This is a genomic window from Natronorubrum aibiense, assembly GCF_009392895.1.
Lineage (GTDB): Archaea > Halobacteriota > Halobacteria > Halobacteriales > Natrialbaceae > Natronorubrum > Natronorubrum aibiense.
Genome location: NZ_CP045488.1, coordinates 557,526 through 574,892, shown reverse-complemented (window position 1 = coordinate 574,892; position 17,367 = coordinate 557,526). Strand labels below are relative to the sequence as shown.

Sequence of the window (17,367 nt, the reverse complement as noted above, 5' to 3'; positions counted from 1 at the left end):
GCTGTCTCTTCGGCTGCACAGTTCCCCGGTCGCGACGGGGTCAGAATATATTTACCGTCCGGGTGCGACTGGCCGACATATGTCTAATGGCGCGTTCGAGGGGTACGGCGGACGCCACGTTCCCGATCCCCTGCAGGAACCACTCGAGCAGCTCGCGACCGCCTACGACGAGGTCGCCGACACTGACGCGTTCCGTTCGGAGCTGCGTGAGTTGCTCGAGACGTTTGCCGGCCGACCGACGCCGCTGTACTACGCGAGCACGCTGAGCGACCGGTACGGTGCCGACATCTACCTCAAGCGAGAGGACCTGCTCCACGGCGGGGCCCACAAGATCAACAACGCACTCGGACAGGCCCTGCTAGCCAAACAGAGCGGCCGCGACCGCATCATTGCCGAGACCGGGGCCGGCCAACACGGCACCGCGACCGCGATGGTCGGCGCGTTGCTCGACCTCGAGACGGAGATTTACATGGGCGCGAAAGATGTCGCCCGACAGGAGATGAACGTCTTCCGGATGCGGCTGATGGGTGCCGAGGTCAACGAAGTGACTCGCGGCGACGAAGGCCTCGCCGACGCCGTCGACGCGGCGCTCGAGGACTTCGCCGAGAACGTCGACGACACCCACTACCTCGTGGGTAGCGTCGTCGGCCCCGACCCGTTCCCGCGGATGGTTCGGGACTTCCAGAGCGTCATCGGTCGGGAGGCCCGCGAACAGTTCCAGGAGCGAACGGGCGAGTTACCCGACGCGGCCGTCGCCTGCGTCGGCGGTGGGTCGAACGCGATCGGTCTCTTTCATGCGTTCCGCGACGACGACGTCGACTTCTACGGTGCCGAAGGCGGCGGCGAAGGAGCCGACTCGAGTCGCCACGCGGCCCCGCTCGCGAAAGGGAAAGACGACGTCATCCACGGGATGAAAACGCGTGTGATCGACGACGACGTCGAGGTTCACTCCGTCTCCGCGGGCCTCGATTACCCCGGTGTCGGCCCCGAACACGCTATGTACAAGGCTATCGGCCGCTGTGAGTACACGGGCGTCACCGACGAGGAAGCGCTCGCGGCATTCCGCGAACTCAGCGAGACTGAGGGAATCATCCCGGCGCTCGAGTCCAGCCACGGCATCGCCCGTGCGATCCAGCTCGCCGAAGCGGGTGAGCACGAAACGATCCTCGTGAACCTCTCCGGACGCGGCGACAAGGACATGGAAACCGCGGCGTCGAAGTTCAACCTCTGATCGCGGCGACCGCCGTTTTCACCGTTTTTATAGTACCGCTCGAACGCGATCCGCTAGACGGGCCGCTTCCTCGTCAGTCAGCTGACCCCGCGTCAGCGACAGCGCCACGTCGTCGTCCTCGCTTCGGGGAACGAGATGAACGTGGGCGTGATCGATGTCGCCGACCAGCGGCCCGCTGGTGTGAAAGACGCTGAATCCGTCCGGCTCGAGCGCCGTCTCCAGCGCCACCGCGACGGTTCGAACCGTCTCGAAGACCGCGCTCGCGGTCGGTTCGTCGATCGTCAGTGCATCTTCCTCGTGACTGCGCGGCACGACGAGCGTGTGTCCCGTCACGGCCGGGTTGCGATCGAGAAAGGCGAGGGTTCGCTCGTCTTCGTAGAGGACGTGCGCCGACTGGTCGCCGGCTACGATACGACAAAACTCACACTCAGCAGTCATATTCGAACGTTCTCTCGGACGGATATATAGCCATCCCCCGCTCGAGGCGTCCGCGCTCGAGCCCGGTTCGTATTTTATCGCCGACGCCTACAGCAGTCCGTACTCCTCTTGTAGCGTTCGATACTGCTCGAGATATGCCTCGGTGACGGCCGAGCGATCGTAGTCGGCAAAGCGGTCGTCGAACGCGCGGTACTCGAGGTCGCCGGCCTCGAGGATGGCGTCGGCGAGTTCCGCTTCGCTCGTCGTTCGGAAGCCGCGATCCCAGCCCTCGACGAGTTCGTGGGCGCTCGAGTCGACGTGGTACTCGACGATGCCGACACAGCCCGCTGCCAGCGCCCACAGCATCTCCGTCGGGAACACGCAGTGTTCGGCTGTCTGCGCGAAGACGTGTGCGCCACGGTAGGCGGCGATGCGTTCCTCGAGCGAGCAGTCGCCGGCGAACGTGATCCGGTCGTCGATCCGCAGATCGCTCGCCAGCCGTTCGTACGTCGCCCGTTCGGGGCCGTCGCCGATGACGGTCGTCTGCCAGTCGCGATCGCGAAGCTCCGCCAGCGCGAGCAACAGGCTCTCGAGGTTCGCCCCCTCGTCGAGTCGGCGGGCGTAGATCACGTCGACCCGATCGCCCGCCGGCACGTCTCGGATGCGCTCGAGATCGACCGGGTTCGGCACCGTCTCGACGCGGTCGCCGTCAGCCCCGCGTTCGCGGACCCACGTCGCGACGAGTTCGGACGGCGTGAGAATACGAGCGCCGCGGGCCGCCGCCAGTCGCGTCCACCGATCGTCGGCGAGACCGCCGTCGCCGTACCACTCGACGACTAGCGGCACACGGGCGAGCGTGGCTCCCACGCTGGCTGCGAGCACCGCTGTCGGCGGCTGTGCGGTCGCATGGACGACGTCGGGACTCGACCCGGCGAGGACGAACGGTAGCCGGGCGAGAAACGAGCCACGGGCCTCGAGGCCCGTGGCGACGCCGTGGTAGGTGATTCCGTCTCGCTCGACGGTCGAGGACTCGTCGGCCCAGAACTCGGCACAGTAACAGTGGACGTCGTGACCGCTGGCCGCGAGTTGCTCGAGGACGGTCTGAAACCGCTGGTTCGTCTCGGTATCGCGGTGAAAGACCGTTTCGAACGAGACGAACGCAATACGCATATGACGCGCGACGCAGGGACGGGATAAAAAATCACTTCTTTTCTCGAGTCAGTCGCGTCGGTTGTCATCTCCGTCGACACCGAGCGCTACTCGTCGTCGTCCGTCCCATCGAAGAACTCGGAGAGTCGCTCGGTGATGCCGCCGTCATCGTCGCTGCTGTCGTCATCGTCGTCTGTTTCGTCGCTGTCGTCGCCCTCGCTGCTATCACCGCTGTCACTACTGTCGTCATCGCCATCCGTTTCGTCGCTGTCGTCGCCGTCGTCATCAGCTGCGTCGTCTTCATCACTGGCTTCGGGTTCGTCATCACTGTCGTCCTCACCGTCATCACCGTCATCGTCGCCCGCTGATCCGTCCTCGTCGTCACTATCGTCGTCGTCAGCATCATCATCGTCTTCCGCCCCGTCCTCGTCATCGTCAGCGTCGTCTTCATCTTCGTCAGCGTTGTCCGCATCGTCTTCATCCGAATCGTCGTCAGCGTCGTCAGCGTCTCCCTCCGAATCCTCGTCGCTGTCATCATCCTCGTCGCTGTCATCGTCCTCGTCGCTATCATCGTCCTCGTCGCTGTCATCATCCTCGTCGCTGTCGTCACTGCCGCCGTCATCTTCGGAGTCGTCACTCCCGTCGTCAGCCCCGGTGTCGCCGGCTCCGGATTCGTTGTCTGCCACTTCGTACTCGCTCGAGTCGGCGCCGCTGCTCGCATCGTCACCGACGTCGGTCGTCCCGTCGTCGCTCGAGAAGCCACTGCCGACGGCTGCGATCGTCAGTCCGAACGCAACGAGGACGACGAGAATCGTTACGAGGACAGCCCTCGTCGACGCACCCCCGTCGTCGCTCCCGCCTGTTTGGGTCATTAGTCGACGGATGCATAGCGACGACTTTTGTTACGCATGGCATTCAGTCCCGTATCTCCCGACCGACCATTCGTTCGGGTAGGTGTCGAGCGCTGCCGTCCGAAGCCCGTCGTCTGGCTGCTTGACGTGGTGTAGGGACTGCCTACGAGAGGGGCTGAACGGTACTTGCACACCCTTCACGCGCTGCCACTGTATCGGCTCGGCGCGTTGTCGTCCCCCTCATGATGGCTTTCACTTCGACCGAGTACCGAGCTGTCACCCGTTCTCCGCAACCCAAACGACTACCGCCTCGAGCCGAGACTTGCGTATATGAGCTACGAGATCGACCGCTATCTCAACATTCGCAGCGCCTACGGTACGTCGTTCGGTCCCGAGGGTGACCGACTCTCGTTTCTAATGGACACGACCGGCACCGCACAGGTCTGGACGCTCGAGGCCCCCCGCGCGTGGCCCGAGCAGCGAACGTTCTACGACGAGCGCGTGACGTTCGCCTCGTGGTCGCCCGAGTGTCCCGAACTGATCTTCGGGATGGACGAGGGTGGCAACGAGCGCGCCCAACTGTTCCGACTGGACGCCGAGACGGGCGTCATCGAGAACCTGACGGCGATGCCCGACGCGAAACACCGATGGGGCGGCTGGAGTCACGACGGCGAGCGTTTCGCGTTCGCATCGAACCGCCGTGACGAGTCCGTCTTCGACATCTACGTGCAGGGCCGAGACGAGATCGGCGACGAAGCGACGCTCGTCTACGAAGGCGACGGCTGGCTCTCGCTGTCGGGGTGGAGCCCCGACGACTCTCGCCTGTTGGTTTCGCAGGCGTACTCCAACTTCGATCAGGACCTGTACGTGCTCGACCTCGAGGCCGACGAGCCTGAACTCGAGCACCTCACGCCCCACGAGGGCGACATCCGCTACGGGAGCGCCAGTTGGGCCCCCGACGGGGAGGGCGTCTATCTCGTCACCGACGAGGGCGATGCCGACACGCTGTATTTGGCGTATCTCGACCTCGAGAACGGTGCGCTCGAGACCGTTGCCGAGGGAGACGGATGGAACGTCGACGGCATCGCACTGGACGACGAGACGGGCCGGTTCGTCTACTCGCGAAACGTCGAAGGTTACACCGAGCTGACTGTCGGCGAGTTCGACGCCGACGACCCGACCGACTTCGAGACGTTCCCCGACCCCGACCTGCCGGGTGGCATCTCCGGCGGCGTGAGCTTCGACCCCGATGCAGAGCGTTTCGCGCTCTCTACCACTGGCGATACGGTCAACACGAACGTGTTCGTGGTCGACGTCGAGACCGGTGAGGCCGAGCGCTGGACCGACGCCCCGACGGCGGGAATTCCCCGCGCGTCGTTCGACGAATCCGAGCTCGTCCACGTCGAGAGCTTCGATGGGCTCGAGGTACCCGCCTTCCTCACGCTGCCCGACGACGCCGAGGACGGCCAGACGCCCGTCATCGTCGACATCCACGGTGGGCCCGAGAGTCAGCGTCGGCCGTCGTTCTCGAGTGTCAAACAGTACTTCGTCGATCGAGGCTACGCTTACTTCGAGCCGAACGTCCGCGGCTCGGCGGGCTACGGGGCTGACTACGCCGCTCTCGACGACGTCGAAAAGCGGATGGATTCGGTGGCCGATATCGAGGCCTGCGTCGAGTGGCTCCACGACCACCCCGCCGTCGACCCCGACCGAATCGCGGCCAAGGGCGGCTCCTACGGCGGGTTCATGGTGCTCGCCGCGCTCACCGAGTACCCCGACCTCTGGGCGGCCGGCGTCGACGTCGTCGGCATCGCCAACTTCGTCACCTTCCTCGAGAACACTGGCGATTGGCGGCGCGAACTGCGCGAGGCCGAGTACGGTAGCCTCGAGAACGACCGCGAGTTCTTGGAAAAGATCTCACCGACGAACAATATCGAGCGGATCGAAGCCCCGCTGTTCGTCCTCCACGGCGAGAACGACCCGCGCGTTCCGGTCGGCGAGGCCGAACAGATCGCCGAGAAGGCCGAAGAACAGGGTGTCCCGGTCCGCAAGCTGATCTTCGACGACGAAGGGCACGGCTTCTCGAAACTCGAGAATCGTATCGAAGCGTACTCCGAAATCGCGGCCTTCCTCGACGAACACCTCGGCTAGCGCGGACGAGAACCACCCCTTGCGACGGCATGACACTAATCAGTGCCAACCACGAACACCGTGTCATGCCCCACGCGGACAGGATACTGCGGGTCGACCTCTCTGCCGAACGAACGACGAGCAGCGAGATTCCCGAGCGGTGGCTCGAGCACTACGTCGGAGGCAAGGGCGTGGGCGCGCGCTATCTCTACGAGGAACTCGAGCCGGGGACGGATCCGGAAGCACCGGCCAACATCCTGCTATTCATGGTGGGACCGCTGACGGGCTATACGCCCGGCGAACAGCGGTACGCGGCGATCACGAAATCGCCGTTGACGGGGGCGTTTCTGGACTCCTACGGCGGCGGGACGTTCCCCGGACGACTGGCCGGCTCGCTGGCGGATCACCTCGGAATCCTCGTGACGGGACGCGCCGACGAACCGGTCGTGCTGTCGATCGCCGACGGCGAGGCGACGCTCGAGCCGGCCGCGGATCTGTGGGGGTGCGATGCCAAAGCGACCTGCGAGCGGTTTCCGGACAGCGCGGTCGCCTGTATCGGGCCCGCTGGAGAGAGTGGCGTCCGGTACGCGACGATCGCTTCGGACGGCGGCGATCACCACGCCGGTCGGGGTGGTGCGGGGACCGTGATGGGGTCGAAGAATCTGAAGGCCGTCGTCGCCCGCGATCCGCCACCGGACGGATTGCCCTCCCTCCGAGCGGAGTACGGCGAGGCGTTCGCCGAAAGCGACGCCGGCCGGTGGCTGGCAGCCAGCGATACCCTCGAGACGGTCGACTTCGCCAACGAGGTCGGCGTGCTCCCGACTCGGGGCTGGCAGGAGGGGCAGTTCGAAGGCACCGAAGACATAGGTATCCAGCGCGTCCGCGAGCGAGCCAACGGACGGGAGCGTCCCGACGACCCCGTCCCGGGCGGGTTCCGAGTCGACAGCGACGAGGGTGAGAGCGTTCCCCGCGGCGCGACGCCGATCGTGCTCGGCGCGGGGCTCGGTATCGACGACTTCGGCGCCGTCGCGACGCTGGGCGCGGTCTGTGATCGGCTCGCGATGGACGTGATCACGGTGGGCAACGCGATCGCGTGGGCGGTGCGGGCGAGTCAGGAGGGTGTGATCGACCGCGACCTCTCGTTCGGCGACGAGGCCGTCGCACGGACGCTCATCGACGAAATCGTCTATCAGTCGACACCGCTCGGCGAGGCGCTCGCGGCCGGCGTCGAGGCTGCGGTCGAGCGCTTCGGCGGCGAGGACCTGATTCCGACTGTGAAAGGGATGGAACTCTCCTCGTACGATCCGCGCGGGGCTGAGACGATGGCGCTGGCGTACGCCACGAGCGATCGCGGCGGCTGTCATCGCCGCGCCCGACCGGTCGAACTCGAGGCCGTCGGCGACGCGCCGGATCGAGATTCCCGAGTCGATGCCGTGATCGCCGAACAGAACCGCCGGGCGGTGCTGTGGAGTCTGATCGTCGACGACTTTCTCGCGGAAGTATTCGAGACGGACCACGGGGCGGAGTGGCTCGCCGCCGTTGGCTACGACCTCGAGTCGGCCGCCCTCGAGCAGGTCGGCGAACGGATCTGGACGCTGGTCCGCCTGTTCAACGTCCGCGAAGGGTTCACTCGAGCGGACGACGAGTTGCCGGCGACGCTGACGGAACCGCTCGACGACTCGAGCGAGGGAACCGCCGTCGACCGGTCGACGTTCGACGCGCTGCTCGAGCAGTACTACGCGTCCCGCGAGTGGGACCGACAGGGGCGACCGACTCGATCCCTCCTCCGCCGGCTGGAGCTGGCGGCTGTCGTCGACGAAGCGACGCGGATTTCGCACTGAGAACTCCCGGTGATGGCGACGCGCGAACGATAGGCGAAGTCAGCGTGGCGGACTCGAGATGGATTCGTGTCGCTCTTTCACTTATTCGAGACCCTCGCGGTCGCGCAGATCCGCCCGCCGGATCTTCCCGGTCGCCGTCGTCGGCAGTTCGTCCACGAACTCGATTGCCCGCGGGTACTCGTACTGGGCGAGTCGCTCCCGGACGTGGGCTTGCAGGGTGGCCTCGAGGTCGTCCTCGGCGTCGGTATCGCGCTCAAGATCAGTTCCCTCGGCGGTGACGACGTACGCCTTCGGCACTTCGCCGCGTTCGTCGTCGGGCACGCCGATCACGGCGGCGTCGGCGACCGCGTCGTGACCGGCTAGACTCTCCTCGATCTCTTCGGGCCCGATCCGGTAGCCGGCGCTGATGATCACGTCGTCTTTGCGACTCTTGAACGTGACGTAGCCGTCCTCGTCGACCGTCCCGAGGTCTTCCGTGAGCAGCCAGCCGTTGCGGACCTTGCGTGCGGTGCGCTCGGGCTTGTTCAGATATTCCTTGAAGCAGACGGGATTGTCCGCGTATCGGACGGCGATTTCGCCGACCTCGCCCGTGTCGACGGTCGGTTCTGCCGTCTCGGGGTCGACGATCCGAACGTCGTGACCCGGTGCGGCTAGCCCCATCTTTCCTTCGCGGAACTCGGTGAGGGCCGTACAGTCGCCGACGAGCAGGTTCGCCTCCGTCTGGCCATATCCCTCGTGGACCGCCGCGCCGTCGAACGTCGCTTCGGCCCAGTCGACGATGCTCTGGCCCAGCGACTCCCCGCCGCTTGGGATCACGCGCACGGAATCGACGTCGTACCGGGCTCGAGGGTCGTCGACCTGCATCAGCATTCGCAGCGCCGTCGGCGGCGCGAAGAAGTTCGTCACCTCGTAGCGCTCGACGATCTCGAACGCCGTCTCCGGGTCGAACGGGCCGCCGTCGTAGGCGACGACCGGCTTGCCGTAGTACAGCCCCGGGATGACGACGTCGAACAGCGACGCGATCCACGCCCACTCCGCGGGCGTCCAGTAAACGTCGTCGGCCCCGCGCTCGAGGTTACAGAACGTCGTCAGAAACAGCGGCAGGTGACCGAGCAACATCCGATGAGCGTGGCGGACGCCTTTCGGCTCGCCGGTCGTACCGCTGGTGTAGATGATGATCGCGTCGTCCTCGGCGTCCGTGTCGACGGTCTCGAACTCGCTCGAGCGCCCCTCGAGGGCGTCCCAGAAGTCGACTTCGTCGACTGTTGAGGGTCCCGCCTCGTCGGCGTCGACGTCACCGACGGTCAACAGTCGCTCGAGCGATGGAACCTCGGGAGCCGCCTCGCGGACTGCCTCGACGTTCGACGCATCGACGATGCAGGCTCGCGCGTCGCTGTCGTCGAGCCGGTAGGCGAGCGCATCGGGGCCGAATAGCGTCGACAGCGGGACGGAGACGGCACCGAGTTTCCAGGCGGCGACGTGTGCGAACACCGTCTCCGGACGCTGCGGTGCGTTGACGCCGATCCGGTCGCCGTGTTCGATGCCGGCGTCGGAAAGCGCGTTCGCCAGCCGGTTCGTCACCGTCTGAAACTCGCGGAAACTGTACTGCTCGCGTTCACCACTCTCAGCCTCGGCGTAGAGCGCCACGTGATCCGCCCGCTCGTCGTGGTCGCCCCACCGGTCGCAGACGTATGCCGCCATGTTGAACCGCTCCGGGATCTCCCACTCGAACGCCTCGCGCAAGTGCTCGTAGTCGTCCCACTCCCGCTCGTCGAAGTGGTACGCCTCGAGCCGCGGTGTCTCCGTCATCGGCCGTGCTCGCTCGCGGTGGTGATGACTGACGACTCGGTACCGTGGGTGGTCTCCGATGGCAGACCGACGATACGAGTATCGATATCAGTGAACATTGCTGTCAATACACACATCCAACGATCCCGAAAATAACTGTTCGGGTTGGTTACAGCTCCCCCCGATTCCGACTGTATACTCGAGCCGGGCCCGAACGACGGCTTCCCCGCAGCGTCCACTCAATTAATGACGCCAGTCTTCGTCGCGACCTCGCGTGCCGCGCGCTCGTTCATCCCATCGCCGAGAATCGTGTAGCGATCGCGGATCTCGTGGCAGGTCGTCAGCGCCTCGATGACGGTTTCGTCGTCGATTCCCAGTTCGGCCGCGGTCGTCGGCGCGTCGATACTCGCGAGTGCGTCCCGAATGTCTCGCCAGATGCCGCGCTCGCCGCCGTGTAAGTACGCGGTCATGATCGAGCCGACGCCGACCTGATGGCCGTGTAAGGCCGCCTCGGGTGCAATTCGATCGAGTTGGTGCGAGAAGAGGTGTTCCGCACCGCTCGCCGGGCGAGAGGAGCCGGCGATACTCATCGCGACGCCCGAGGACATGAGCGCCTTCGTGACGACCCAGGCCGACTCCTCGAGCCCGGGCCGGATGAGGTCGGCGTTGTCCACGAGGATTTCGGCGGTCATCTCCGAGAGGGCAGCGGCGTACTCGGAGTACTCGACGTTTTTCAGTCGGTGGGCGAGCCGCCAGTCCATCACGGCGGTGTAGTTCGAGATGATGTCCGCACAGCCCGCCGTCGTCAGCTCCCACGGCGCGTCGGCCAAAATCTCGGTGTCCGCGATCACTGCAAGCGGCGGCTCGGCCGCGACGCTGTGGCGGGAGTCGCCGTCCGGCACGGAGCCCCGGTTGCTCACGATGCCGTCGTGACTGGCTGCCGTCGGCACCGAACAGAAGCCCATCTCGAGGTGATAGCTCGCCATCTTGGCAATGTCGATGGCCTTCCCGCCGCCGATACCGACGAGGTAGGAGACGTCTTCGGCTTCTGCGGTCTCGATCACGCGCTCGACGGCGTCGAACGTCGCCGTCTCGATCGTGACGATTGCGGGCTCGACGCCGGTGGCTTCGAACGCCGCGACGATCGGCTCCGCGGCGACCTCCCGTGGCGTCGGACTGGTTACGAACAGCGGCCGACCCTGCAGGTGGAGGTCGTCGATCACGTCGACGACCTGGTCGATAACTCCGTGACCGACGACGACGTTTCGCGGCAGGCGAATCCACGTCGACTTTTCGAACATACCTGCTCTCACTCACCCGCGGGCCATGTGTTTTTCCTGTTGTTCGAACGATCGGCCACCTATCGTTGTCCGGCCGCGAGACGACCCAAGCGCCCGCACCGCGACTCAGAGCGTCTCGAGAATCCCCAGTACCCGCTCTTCGGCGTCCCGTTCCGGGCCGTACTCGCTGCCGTCGCGGTCGCTCTCGAGGTGGTCGTCGACGGCTCGGCCCATAGCTTCCTCGAGCGGCGTCGACTCCCAGCCCAGCGCGGCGAGTTTCGCCGTCGAGAGCACGTGCGGGTACGATCGATAGAGGCGGAAGTCCTCGAGTTCGATCTCGCCGGCGGCGAGTTCGTGCGGGCCGGCGTGGACGACCTTGACGTCGGTGTCCAGTTGCGCGGCGATCAGGTCGACCATCTCCTCGAGCGTCGTGAGGCGTCGGTCGCCGACGTTGTACGCCTCGCCAGCCTCGCCGCGTTCGGCGACGATTCGCAGGGCGCTGGCGACGTCTTCGACGTACACGCGGTGTCGGACGTTCGTCCCGTCACCGGGAACGAGCACGCGGTCGAAGCGGTTTACCCGGTCGATCCACCAGTCGAGCCGCTCGGTGTAGTCGTGGGGCCCGTAGACGATCGGCGGGCGGACGCTCATCGCGTTGATGCCCTGTTCTGCGGCCGCGGCGACCGCGCGATCGCCCTCGGCCTTGCGATTGCCGTACGTGTCGCTCGAGTCGTCAGTCGCCTGCTCGGCCGTACAGGACTCGAGCGGCGTCTCGCCTTCGCGTTTCGGGATCTCCTCGCGGCCGTAGGCGGCGCCGCTCGAGACGTAGACGTACGCCTCACAGTCCGCGAAGATGCGCGTCGCGGCCCGAACGTCTTTCGGGTGGTAGGCCACGCAGTCGAAGACGGCGTCGGGGTCGACCGTCATCGCTGCCGCTTCGAGCGCCGAGTCGTTCGTCCGATCGCCCGCGACGTGGCTGACGCGGTCGTCAGTCTCGAACGGATTGTCGTGCGTCCCGCGGTTGAAGATCGTCACGTCGTACCCGTGCTCGAGCAGGTCGTCCACGAGATGCCGGCCAATAAACCGCGTGCCGCCGATAACGAGTGCGGTGTCCATGTGAGGGTCGTCGTCGCACCCGCAGAAAACGGTGGCGGAGCGCCCCGTCGACGATCGAGCAACGGTCTCACACACCTTGCCTCGAGCGATCATTCAATCCGTCGACACTCTCATGGACGCGACAGTCACGTGTCCGACGAACTAGTTCTTTTCCCCCGTCTCCCGTAGGTCGCCGCGCCTATGTCATCACACCAGCGATCGGATCGACCCGGCGACTACCCCCTCGAGTGCGATCACTGTCACTACCCGATCCCCGGCGAACCGAAAGAAACCGACGACGGCTACTTCTGTTCGACGGCCTGTCGCGACGCCGGGACCGACGATGCGACGATGGCCGACCCGAGCGCGTACAAGCGCATCGCCACGGGTGTCGAACCGCTCGACTCGCTCGTCCCCAACGGCGTGCCGACGGACTCGTTCATCTCGCTCGTCGGCGAGGCGGGCACCCGTCGGACCGAACTCCTGACCGAACTCGTCTGGCGCGCCGTAGAGCGGGGCGAACCCGCCGCGATCGTCACCGCGACGACCCCACCGACAGCGATCCTCGAGCGCTTTTTCGAGACCGGCTGGAACGTCCTGCCCGCACTCGAGGACGATCGACTTCGGATCATCGACTGTTTCACCCATCGGCTCACGGACCGCGAGACGTTCCTCGAGCGACGGAGCACGTGGATCGAGTTCGTCGGGAAAACCGCTGTCGACTCGATCGTCGCGATCGAGGAGCCGACCGACATCGAGCCGATCCTCTCCGGCCTGAACGAGGCGCTCGACGACCTCGAGATGACCGAGACTGGATTGGTGACGATCGACTCGCTCGACGAGTTCGAGGACCACCACCGTCACGCGTTCGTCACGGAAACGCGAGCAGCGGTGTGCAAGGCCCGCTATGTCCCGATTGTGGCTGGAACGGTCGCCAAGGGTGACTGGGGGCCCGGCGATGCGTCCATCGTCGACGGCATCGTCGACCTTCGGCTAGCCGACCACCTCGAGTCGGACGTTCGACACAGACAACTCGGCGTTCGGAAACTGACTGGGGCCCAGCACCTCCCACAGTGGATCACCTACGAGTACGAACCTGTACGGGGACTCGTCGCGCACGGAGCTGCCGACGCCCGCGACGTACCCGTGGGCTCGTCCTCCGCTGAACTATAGTAGCCACTCACAGTCAATGTCCACACGGTCGCACAGTCGTCGTACGATCGGTGTGTAAACCGCTTCAGTTGCTACTCTATACACGGACAGCAGTAGCGGGCCTGAAGCCGCTGTCTGTCGCCGCTGCACGACATCTCACGCTCTGGATTTATCCGCTTGACGGGTGAACACACGCCGCTGGATCGACAGCACATCGTCGACACCACTCGCCCGTCAGCGCGTGACCGAATCGACACCGAACAGTTCCTCTCGCTTACGGAACGGCGAGCGGTGACCGCACACCGATTCACCAATCATGAACGATCCAAACGACCGGCAGCGACCGTCCGACCGAGAGATCGAGTACGAACGTGGCCGCGAGCGGTATCGAGCGTCTCAGGAGAGCCGAACTCGAGGGCACAACGACCCCCAGCGAGGACAGCACGAGTCCCAGGACCGCTGGGACGAGGGCCACCGGGACCGACCACAGCGGCGGCAACAGGGAATGGGAAGTCAGCAGGAGCGGCGAACGAATCGCAGGCGATCACAGCGAGGCGGCCAGCACAGCGGCTTCGAAACCGACGCGCTCGAGGAGGGCTCGCTCGAGTACGGCGGCGAGGCACGGCGCGAACAGATTCACGAGGACCGAGGTGGGCAGTACGAACAGCAAACTCGAGGGCAGCGCGGACAGCAACGCCAAGAGCAGTATCGACAGCCGAGTCGCGGGCAGCACGGACAGCGAGAACAGCACGGAATGACCGGCCAGGGCCAACAGCGCCCCAGCCAACAGCGCGGACAGCAGGGCCAGCAACGCCGGCAAAACCAATACGGACAACAGGGCCAGCGCTATCAGCAAGACCAGTACGGTGAGCAGGGCGGCATGCAGGGTCGACGCAGCGAGCGCGGCTGGTCCCGCCGCGAGCGCCAGCCCGGTCCTGGCAGCCAGTTCGAACCCGACGTCCGCGACGAGACGAACCTCGAGTACGGCGGTGAGGCGCGGCGACAGGAACGGCGAGGGCGCGACCAGTCCCAGTTCCGCGAGGAACAACCTGAACGGGGCTCTCGATCTCAGGGCCGCCAACAGGACCACCGTCAGCAGGACCAGCGCCAGCAACGGGATCGTCAGCCTCGAGCGCGCCAGCAGCGCCGCGGTCAACAGCAGTCGGGACAAGACCGCGGACGCGAGGAACGGCTGCCGCGCGGTGAGACGGAGTTGCAGCGCCAACAGGCGCCGCAGGACCGGCGAGATCGCGGCTATCGCGGTCCTCCGCAGGCGCAAGGGCGTGACCGCGGGCAGGGTCCGGATGTCAGCCAACGCGGTGGGAGCCAGCAGGGATTCCAGCGCGGTCACGACCGTCGTACGGAGCAGCGACAGGACGACACTCAGTTCGACCAGCAGCACCGAGGGCAGCGCGGCCAGCAGGGCCAGCCTGACCGACGGCGAGACACCGGCGACCGTGGCGACGTCGACCGACATCGGATAGGCGACCAGTCCGGTGGCGGCCTCGAGCACCACCAACAGCGGCAGCGATACGAGCAGGGTGACTGGACCGAGGAGCCGGAGTTCGATCGGTATCAAGGCTCCGAAAGCCGCGAACGACAGCCCCGTCAACGCGGCGAACGCACCGACATGGGTGGACAGCGACGAGGCCAGCACGGACCGCGATCTGGTGGCGGCGAGGACCACCGACACACCCAGCAGGCAGACGAAGACATGAGCACTCGTCGGCACGTCCACGAGCGCGAGCAGGACCACCGGGACGAGGAAAGCCGCGGGGACCACTATCGTAACTATAGTAGCCACTGAAAAATCAGTGCACACCCGATCGAACGATGGCTGTACGATCGGTGGTAAACCGTTTCAGTTGTTACTATAACGTCTCCCACGCCGAACGCCGAGGCGCTCGCCGTGCCGGTTCGGACGGCACCGCGACACGGCCTCGAGTTGCCACGAATCACGCCCGTTTTTGTCGCCTCGCTGTCGACGTTCCGTATGGGCGGAACCTACGTTCTCGTCGTCGACGTCGCTCGAGCGACGAGCATCGACGTCGGCGCGCTGGGCGCTCGCGAGTTCACCGCCGGAACCTACGCGTACGTCGGCAGCGCGTTCGGCCCGGGCGGGTTCGCACGCGTCGACCGCCACCGCGAACTCGCCGCCGGCGAGCGAGCGACGCGCCACTGGCACATCGACTACCTGCTCGGCCACCCGGAGACGACCCTCGAGCGCGTGATCACGTTCCCCGACGCCGACCGGGAGTGTGAACTAGCAGCCTCGCTCCCCGGCGACCCCGTCCCCGACTTCGGGGCGTCGGACTGTGACTGCGTGGCCCATCTGCTCGAGACGTCGAGCGAAGCGACCGTCCTCGAGGCGGCAGTCGATGCCGGTGGCGTCGTCGACGACGAGCAGTGAACTCGAGCCCCTGAGTTATTACGGATGCGTGTGAATCGGTAGCCATGAGTAACTCCGACACCGACCCGAAACTCGGCGATGATGCGATGGCCCGATTCCCCGTCCCGGCGTTCGACGACCTTCCGGACGATCTGCAGGAGCGAATCGAATCCGAGACCGAGCGCGCCGGCTTCACGCCGAACGTGTTCTCGGCGATGGCATACAAGCCCTCTCACTTCCGCGCTTTCTTCCAGTATCACGACGCCCTCGTCGAGGACGCCGCCTTAGAGCGCGAGGAGATCGAGATGATCGTCGTCGCCGTTTCCGGTGTCAATCACTGTTACTACTGTAACGTGGCCCACGGGGCGCTCGTCCGGATCTACGCCGACGACCCCTTACTTGCAGATCAGCTGGTCGCCAACTACCGGACGGCGGATATCAACGACGCCCACCGGACGATGCTCGACGTGGCCGTGACTCTGACCGAGAACCCGACCGAGGTCGAACCGGACGACCTCGAGGCGCTGCGCGAGGCTGGCTTCAGCGAGGAGGCGATCTGGGATATCGCGGCCGTCACGGCCTTTTACAACCTGAGCAACCGACTCGCGATGTTTGCGGAGATGCGGCCGAACGACGAGTTCCACACGCTCGGTCGGTAGCGTCACGCGCCTCCGATCGAGGCCGACTCCGAGTCTCGACGAACGTCGCCACTCGAGAGCGATCGAACCGTTTCCGCCGAGGTGAACATATCCTTCTCTGAACTAGCTCTCCAAATTAGTCCCATCTAAATACGGGACTGAATTCGTCCGTGAGTTCGCCGACGGCGACTTGCGTCAGTACCGCTCAAGTGGAGCATTGTTCCCTCTCTCGAGTGCGTTCTACCCTCCCACAGTGGCTCGGTCGGTTGCTGACCGCAATCCATCATCCTCGAAGCCAATCTAAATTAGACATAACTAAACCATCTATTTGAGTTAGTTAATTATATATGTTGGCGAATCAGTCTCTCGTAGCATGAGCGATACTCGATTCCGCAACGGCCGATGGTCGCGTCGACACGTCGTGTCGGCAGTCGGCGGCTCTGCGGTCGCCGGACTGGCTGGTTGTCTCGGCAGTTCGAACGAGGACGGTGGCGGGCCCGTCGCCGTTGCATCCTTCTTTACGTTCTACGACTTCGCGAGACGGATCGCCGCGGAGACGCCCGTTTCGGTCGAGAACCTCGTTCCCACGGGAATGCACGGCCACGGATGGGAGCCCGACCCGTCGATTCAGCGCGATATCACCGACGCGGACGCGTTCATCCACGTCGGTCCCGACTTCCAGCCGTGGGCCGACCGAGCGATCGATACCGTCCAGACCGAGACGCAGGAAACGAGTCTGATCAACGTCCGCGAAGGCGTCAATCTGGTCGACCTCGCCGACACGCTGACCGACGAGGAGGCGGTCGGGGATGCAAAGGACCCGCACTTCTGGCTCGATCCCGAACTGGCGATGACGTCGGTCGACAACATCGCCGACGGACTGACGGAAATCGCGCCGGATCACGAGGACACGTTCGCCCAGCATGCTGCTGACCTCAACTCGGAACTCGAGGCCATCGACGAGGAGTGGCGGACGATCTTCGATGCGGCCGACCGCGACGTCCTCTTTCTGGCCGCACACAACGCCTTCGAGTACGTTGCCCGACGTTACGACGTGACGATCGAACCGCTCGTCGTCAACCTCGCGGCCAACGACGACGTGCGCCCGGCGGACATGCAACGGGCACAGGAGACGATTGCGGACAACGGCATCCGCCACATCGGAGCTGCGGTCTTCGAACCGATTCGGCCCGCACGACAACTGCTCGAGCAGACGGATGTCGAGGCCTACTATCCGGTGACGCCGTACGCCGGCACGGCCGAGTCGTGGCACGAGCGTGGCTGGGGCTACTTCGATATCGCGCGCAACGTCAACATGCCTACCTTCCGCCTGCTCGCGGATGTCACGTCGCCCGAAGAGGTCTCGTTCGCGGACTACGGCCGGAACTTCGAGCCGTAAGCTACCC

Annotated in this window: 14 protein-coding genes; 7 read left to right on the top strand and 7 right to left on the bottom strand. The window is 65.3% G+C overall.

What is annotated here, in order from left to right; all coding sequences use genetic code 11:
* The first annotated feature begins 79 nt into the window (after nucleotides 1-79).
* Complete coding sequence (gene trpB / locus GCU68_RS02885; protein ID WP_152938958.1) at nucleotides 80-1,231, top strand: tryptophan synthase subunit beta; 1,152 nt, start codon at nucleotides 80-82, stop codon at nucleotides 1,229-1,231.
* Nucleotides 1,232-1,258: 27 nt separating this feature from the next.
* Here the strand turns inward: trpB and GCU68_RS02880 are convergent, their stop codons facing one another.
* From GCU68_RS02880 to GCU68_RS02870, 3 genes are all read right to left on the bottom strand, one after another.
* Entirely contained in the window at nucleotides 1,259-1,669 is a 411-nt protein-coding gene (locus GCU68_RS02880) for an HIT family protein (RefSeq protein ID WP_152938957.1), read from the bottom strand.
* An 87-nt stretch (nucleotides 1,670-1,756) separates the two neighbouring features.
* Complete coding sequence (locus GCU68_RS02875; RefSeq protein ID WP_152938956.1) at nucleotides 1,757-2,818, bottom strand: glycosyltransferase family 4 protein; 1,062 nt, start codon at nucleotides 2,816-2,818, stop codon at nucleotides 1,757-1,759.
* Nucleotides 2,819-2,904: 86 nt separating this feature from the next.
* Complete coding sequence (locus tag GCU68_RS02870; RefSeq protein WP_152938955.1) at nucleotides 2,905-3,669, bottom strand: AAA family ATPase; 765 nt, start codon at nucleotides 3,667-3,669, stop codon at nucleotides 2,905-2,907.
* A gap of 309 nt (nucleotides 3,670-3,978) precedes the next feature.
* Here GCU68_RS02870 and GCU68_RS02865 point away from each other — a divergent pair, with 309 nt between their 5' ends.
* Complete coding sequence (locus GCU68_RS02865) at nucleotides 3,979-5,799, top strand: S9 family peptidase (RefSeq protein WP_152938954.1); 1,821 nt, start codon at nucleotides 3,979-3,981, stop codon at nucleotides 5,797-5,799.
* A gap of 65 nt (nucleotides 5,800-5,864) precedes the next feature.
* Entirely contained in the window at nucleotides 5,865-7,619 is a 1,755-nt protein-coding gene (locus GCU68_RS02860; RefSeq protein WP_152938953.1) for an aldehyde ferredoxin oxidoreductase family protein, read from the top strand.
* An 81-nt stretch (nucleotides 7,620-7,700) separates the two neighbouring features.
* On the opposite strand, the gene GCU68_RS02855 is transcribed toward GCU68_RS02860, so the two are convergent.
* The 3 genes from GCU68_RS02855 to GCU68_RS02845 form a co-directional block, all read right to left on the bottom strand.
* Entirely contained in the window at nucleotides 7,701-9,428 is a 1,728-nt protein-coding gene (locus GCU68_RS02855) for an acyl-CoA synthetase (RefSeq protein ID WP_152938952.1), read from the bottom strand.
* A gap of 218 nt (nucleotides 9,429-9,646) precedes the next feature.
* Nucleotides 9,647-10,708, bottom strand: coding sequence for an NAD(P)-dependent glycerol-1-phosphate dehydrogenase (locus GCU68_RS02850; protein WP_152938951.1), 1,062 nt, complete (start codon nucleotides 10,706-10,708; stop codon nucleotides 9,647-9,649).
* 105 nt (nucleotides 10,709-10,813) lie between these two features.
* Nucleotides 10,814-11,803, bottom strand: coding sequence for an NAD-dependent epimerase/dehydratase family protein (locus GCU68_RS02845; protein WP_152938950.1), 990 nt, complete (start codon nucleotides 11,801-11,803; stop codon nucleotides 10,814-10,816).
* A gap of 180 nt (nucleotides 11,804-11,983) precedes the next feature.
* Here GCU68_RS02845 and GCU68_RS02840 point away from each other — a divergent pair, with 180 nt between their 5' ends.
* Nucleotides 11,984-12,955 carry an RAD55 family ATPase gene (locus GCU68_RS02840; protein WP_152938949.1) on the top strand — a complete coding sequence of 324 codons (972 nt, stop codon included), beginning with the start codon at nucleotides 11,984-11,986 and terminating at the stop codon, nucleotides 12,953-12,955.
* A 523-nt stretch (nucleotides 12,956-13,478) separates the two neighbouring features.
* On the opposite strand, the gene GCU68_RS02835 is transcribed toward GCU68_RS02840, so the two are convergent.
* Nucleotides 13,479-14,717 (bottom strand): hypothetical protein, encoded by a 1,239-nt coding sequence (locus tag GCU68_RS02835; RefSeq protein WP_152938948.1) that lies wholly within the window; start codon nucleotides 14,715-14,717, stop codon nucleotides 13,479-13,481.
* Between the two features lie 210 nt (nucleotides 14,718-14,927).
* On the opposite strand from GCU68_RS02835, the gene GCU68_RS02830 reads away from it, so the two are divergent.
* The 3 genes from GCU68_RS02830 to GCU68_RS02820 all read left to right on the top strand — a co-directional run bounded on the left by GCU68_RS02830 (nucleotide 14,928) and on the right by GCU68_RS02820 (nucleotide 17,360).
* Complete coding sequence (locus GCU68_RS02830) at nucleotides 14,928-15,344, top strand: GIY-YIG nuclease family protein (protein WP_152943551.1); 417 nt, start codon at nucleotides 14,928-14,930, stop codon at nucleotides 15,342-15,344.
* Between the two features lie 44 nt (nucleotides 15,345-15,388).
* The gene (locus GCU68_RS02825) at nucleotides 15,389-15,982 is read left to right on the top strand and encodes a peroxidase-related enzyme (protein ID WP_152938947.1); all 594 of its coding nucleotides are present in this window, start codon (nucleotides 15,389-15,391) and stop codon (nucleotides 15,980-15,982) included.
* A 352-nt stretch (nucleotides 15,983-16,334) separates the two neighbouring features.
* Nucleotides 16,335-17,360 (top strand): metal ABC transporter substrate-binding protein, encoded by a 1,026-nt coding sequence (locus tag GCU68_RS02820; protein WP_152938946.1) that lies wholly within the window; start codon nucleotides 16,335-16,337, stop codon nucleotides 17,358-17,360.
* Nucleotides 17,361-17,367 lie beyond the last annotated feature (7 nt).

Bases quoted from the DNA above. Each gene is read 5' to 3' on its own strand.
- GCU68_RS02840 (WP_152938949.1), top strand. From the start codon at position 11,984: ATGTCATCACACCAGCGATCGGATCGACCCGGCGACTACCCCCTCGAG.
- GCU68_RS02880 (WP_152938957.1), bottom strand. From the start codon at position 1,669: ATGACTGCTGAGTGTGAGTTTTGTCGTATCGTAGCCGGCGACCAGTCG.
- GCU68_RS02850 (WP_152938951.1), bottom strand. From the start codon at position 10,708: ATGTTCGAAAAGTCGACGTGGATTCGCCTGCCGCGAAACGTCGTCGTC.
- GCU68_RS02855 (WP_152938952.1), bottom strand. From the start codon at position 9,428: ATGACGGAGACACCGCGGCTCGAGGCGTACCACTTCGACGAGCGGGAG.
- GCU68_RS02860 (WP_152938953.1), top strand. From the start codon at position 5,865: ATGCCCCACGCGGACAGGATACTGCGGGTCGACCTCTCTGCCGAACGA.
- GCU68_RS02865 (WP_152938954.1), top strand. From the start codon at position 3,979: ATGAGCTACGAGATCGACCGCTATCTCAACATTCGCAGCGCCTACGGT.
- GCU68_RS02820 (WP_152938946.1), top strand. From the start codon at position 16,335: ATGAGCGATACTCGATTCCGCAACGGCCGATGGTCGCGTCGACACGTC.
- GCU68_RS02825 (WP_152938947.1), top strand. From the start codon at position 15,389: ATGAGTAACTCCGACACCGACCCGAAACTCGGCGATGATGCGATGGCC.
- GCU68_RS02830 (WP_152943551.1), top strand. From the start codon at position 14,928: ATGGGCGGAACCTACGTTCTCGTCGTCGACGTCGCTCGAGCGACGAGC.
- GCU68_RS02845 (WP_152938950.1), bottom strand. From the start codon at position 11,803: ATGGACACCGCACTCGTTATCGGCGGCACGCGGTTTATTGGCCGGCAT.
- GCU68_RS02870 (WP_152938955.1), bottom strand. From the start codon at position 3,669: ATGACCCAAACAGGCGGGAGCGACGACGGGGGTGCGTCGACGAGGGCT.
- trpB (WP_152938958.1), top strand. From the start codon at position 80: ATGTCTAATGGCGCGTTCGAGGGGTACGGCGGACGCCACGTTCCCGAT.
- GCU68_RS02875 (WP_152938956.1), bottom strand. From the start codon at position 2,818: ATGCGTATTGCGTTCGTCTCGTTCGAAACGGTCTTTCACCGCGATACC.